General features: G+C 33.1%; 2 protein-coding genes, 2 tRNA genes and 1 rRNA gene. All 5 read right to left on the bottom strand.

What is annotated here, in order from left to right:
* Positions 1–1212: 1212 nt before the first annotated feature.
* The gene (locus ACTQ45_RS13515; protein ID WP_441764032.1) at positions 1213–1503 is read right to left on the bottom strand and encodes a MepB family protein; all 291 of its coding nucleotides are present in this window, start codon (positions 1501–1503) and stop codon (positions 1213–1215) included.
* A gap of 153 nt (positions 1504–1656) precedes the next feature.
* On the bottom strand, positions 1657–1989 hold the full coding sequence (locus ACTQ45_RS13510; RefSeq protein WP_441753714.1) for a GNAT family N-acetyltransferase: 333 nt from the start codon (positions 1987–1989) through the stop codon (positions 1657–1659).
* Between the two features lie 661 nt (positions 1990–2650).
* Positions 2651–2723 (bottom strand) — tRNA-Thr (locus ACTQ45_RS13505).
* Between the two features lie 26 nt (positions 2724–2749).
* Positions 2750–2822, bottom strand: a tRNA-Asn gene (locus ACTQ45_RS13500).
* 42 nt (positions 2823–2864) lie between these two features.
* A 5S ribosomal RNA gene (rrf, locus tag ACTQ45_RS13495) occupies positions 2865–2969 on the bottom strand; the annotation flags it as partial.

The raw sequence follows: 2969 nt of genomic DNA, 5'->3' as shown, positions 1-2969 counted from the left end.
GGTCATCCAGTGTCTCGAAATTTATTCGGTTGTGTTTATCAGCCGTAGCCAATAAACTCTTACACATCTTGGTGTTTATCTTTGTTTAGTTTTCAATGAGCTTTGTGTCAGTTGCGAATGTTTTGTTTCGCTGTGACAACTTTTATATTGTATCACGTTTCGATTAGGCTTGTCAACCACATTTCAAAAGATTATTTAAATTCTTTTTTTGTGACTGGATGGCTGTGAAGCGCATCGCCTTAACGGAACTTTTATATAATACCATGATTCTCTGTCGCTTGTCAATCACTTATTTAAATTTCTTTTAAGTTTTTACAGAGGTGTTTCAAATATATGAAATATTCTTTACAATTTCTTCGTCCTCTTAACGACAAGAACTAATATACCACGGGAAGCTTCCATCTGTCAAACACTTTTTGAAAGTATTTTTAATATAAACAGCTTTATACTTTTTTAAATCCTTATCATAGTATAAAAACCCTTTGCACTGAGCTTTCATATCTTTTTCATTTATAAAATCATCTTTACTATCTTTCTGAAATTACTGACTATTTTTGTGGCTCTTTACATTTCCACTCAACAGCAGGCTTCATTTTGTTTGAGTATGAGGCCGTTAATGTACTATTTTCGCGAATTCATTTATTTATTTATTTTATTTTTATTGATGAGATTTAAGTATGCTTTCTATCTTTATCTTTTAAGTCATGTTTTTGCTACGTAAATGTATTTCATTAATTATTTGCTGTTTAATTATAGTATTGTCCTATTACAGCTTTTCTTTCTTATAGATATTTGCGGCCTACGTTAGTTATGAGTAATTAAATTGATTCGATACTTCTATTATATTGTTTTCTTGTGAATGGATTATCTCTAATCACCTTAGCCAGATACTGCTAGCTTTCATTATTTGTAAAGTTCTATTGAAATTCCAAGCAACAGTGATGAATTTATTAGTGTCTAAGTGTTTATCAAGCGACTTTCTAATTCAGCTATTTACACTACCTACCTCTTCCCTTTAAAGTATAATTTGATTTCATTCTTACTATTATACTTTAATTACTGGCTATTAAAATAAATCTTTGACTTTTTTACTATAGTGATTGTTTAAAAAGGCACTGATTTACAGCACCCAATATTAAATTTGCTCTATTCAACTTTTTATTTCCAATTAGACACAATTCCTTACTCGGAATATTTTTATTATTTTTATTGTCATTTTTGTGTAGCTTTAGTTGTTTCATTTAATTTTTGACACCAGGATGGATAGATGGTCATCGCCATTTTTTCTCTTTGGGTTTCATTAGTTAAAATCCAATGTTTAATTGCTGCATCTTCAGAAATGATAAAAATCCCTTCATAATCAGTATCTTTTACGACTATTGCTAGTTCTTTAGAACTAGCTTCTGATCGAAAAAGCAGATTTTTATTTAAAGGATCTTTCCACCAAAAAGCAACAAAGTAGTCAAGCTTTCTAGCGGTTTTCTTTCCAAATCTACTTCGTATTATTTTCCCCCATTAGTTTCAATAAGAATTCCTTCACACTTTTCTTTATGCTTTTCGTACTTTAATAATTTAATTTTCCATACTCTTTCAATAAAGTCTTGGTTGATATTATGAAATTCCCCTTTTAAAACTTGATTAGGATTACTCGGACACCTAAATTTTAATACTGCTTATTTGTTTGCTTTCCCATTCTTCCCTTAAAATTCCCATGCGAATCGAATCATAATAGTTTTCCTCGTATAATCTTACTTTTCTTATACGTGCTTCTAGCTGCATCCCTAGCTTTTGTGCTACTCGTATCATACGCTGATTGCCTGACCAAGGGGTCAACCCCACTCTCACTTGTGGTAAAGTATTGAAAATATGATCTACCAACAGCTTTAGTGCACGGGTACCGATGCCTTTATTCCAATTCAGTCCATCATGTATCACTTCCCCTACTTCCAACCATACAGATTGACTATCTTCAAAATAATTAGAAACAATTCCTCAAACAATGTCGTCATTAGTGATTACCAAAAATCATTCTGTTCAATATATTTAGACGAAATCTCCTCAAATTTTTCGAAAGATATGGGCCTATGAAGATAATAGGGTCCATCCCACTTTTTCTATTCCGGTGCTTCATCTTTAAAAATTAATTCCCGCATTTTTCCAGTCTTGCTTAATTGCTGGGCGTATAGGCAATTCTTTATCCTTATACATACAATCCTCTTTTCAACAGATAGTTTTAAATTACAAGTAAAATTGTTCAAATTTTTATTAGTATCTTTCTTTTTTATCATTCAAAATATAACGATTGAATGATTCCAGTACTTTATTCCAAGCTAAAGAATATGGCTCAATTGTCATGAAATGATCTGTATCAAAAAGAATTTCGAGATGAACTCTCGTTCCTTTTTTAGGGCTTTATTATAATAGTTTATACTCATCTCAACTGGTACTTGTCGATCATTTCCCCCTTATAAACTCACCAACACCCGTTGACAAAGAACCTTAAAAAACTGAATTCACGCCTCCTTACGAGAACGAGAGTTAAGTTGATAACCTATCCTAGTATAAAAAAAAGAATCGTCACAAACATTGAATTAACAACATCTGTAACGATTCTATGAATTTTGATTGACTCTCTATAATAACCTCTTAAAGCCACCTGCCGGAATCGAACCGGCGACCTCTTCCTTACCATGGAAGCGCTCTACCTACTGAGCTAAGGCGGCGTATATCCTAGGTTAAAAAAAAAACACTCCGCAAGCAGGGCTCGAACCTGCGACATCATGATTAACAGTCATGCGCTCTACCAACTGAGCTATTGCGGAATAATAATTATATCAGTGTGTAAAAAAAAAATAACGACACTTGCGTGGCAACGTCCTACTCTCACAGGACCAAAGGTCCAACTACCATCGGCGCTAAGAAGCTTAACTGCTGTGTTCGGCATGGGAACAGGTGTATCCTTCTTGCCT

It is taken from the genome of Fundicoccus sp. Sow4_D5, assembly GCF_052116365.1.
Taxonomy (GTDB): Bacteria; Bacillota; Bacilli; order Lactobacillales; family Aerococcaceae; genus Fundicoccus.
The sequence above is the reverse complement of the archived record's forward strand: the minus strand, read 5'-3'. Positions and strand labels throughout refer to the sequence as shown.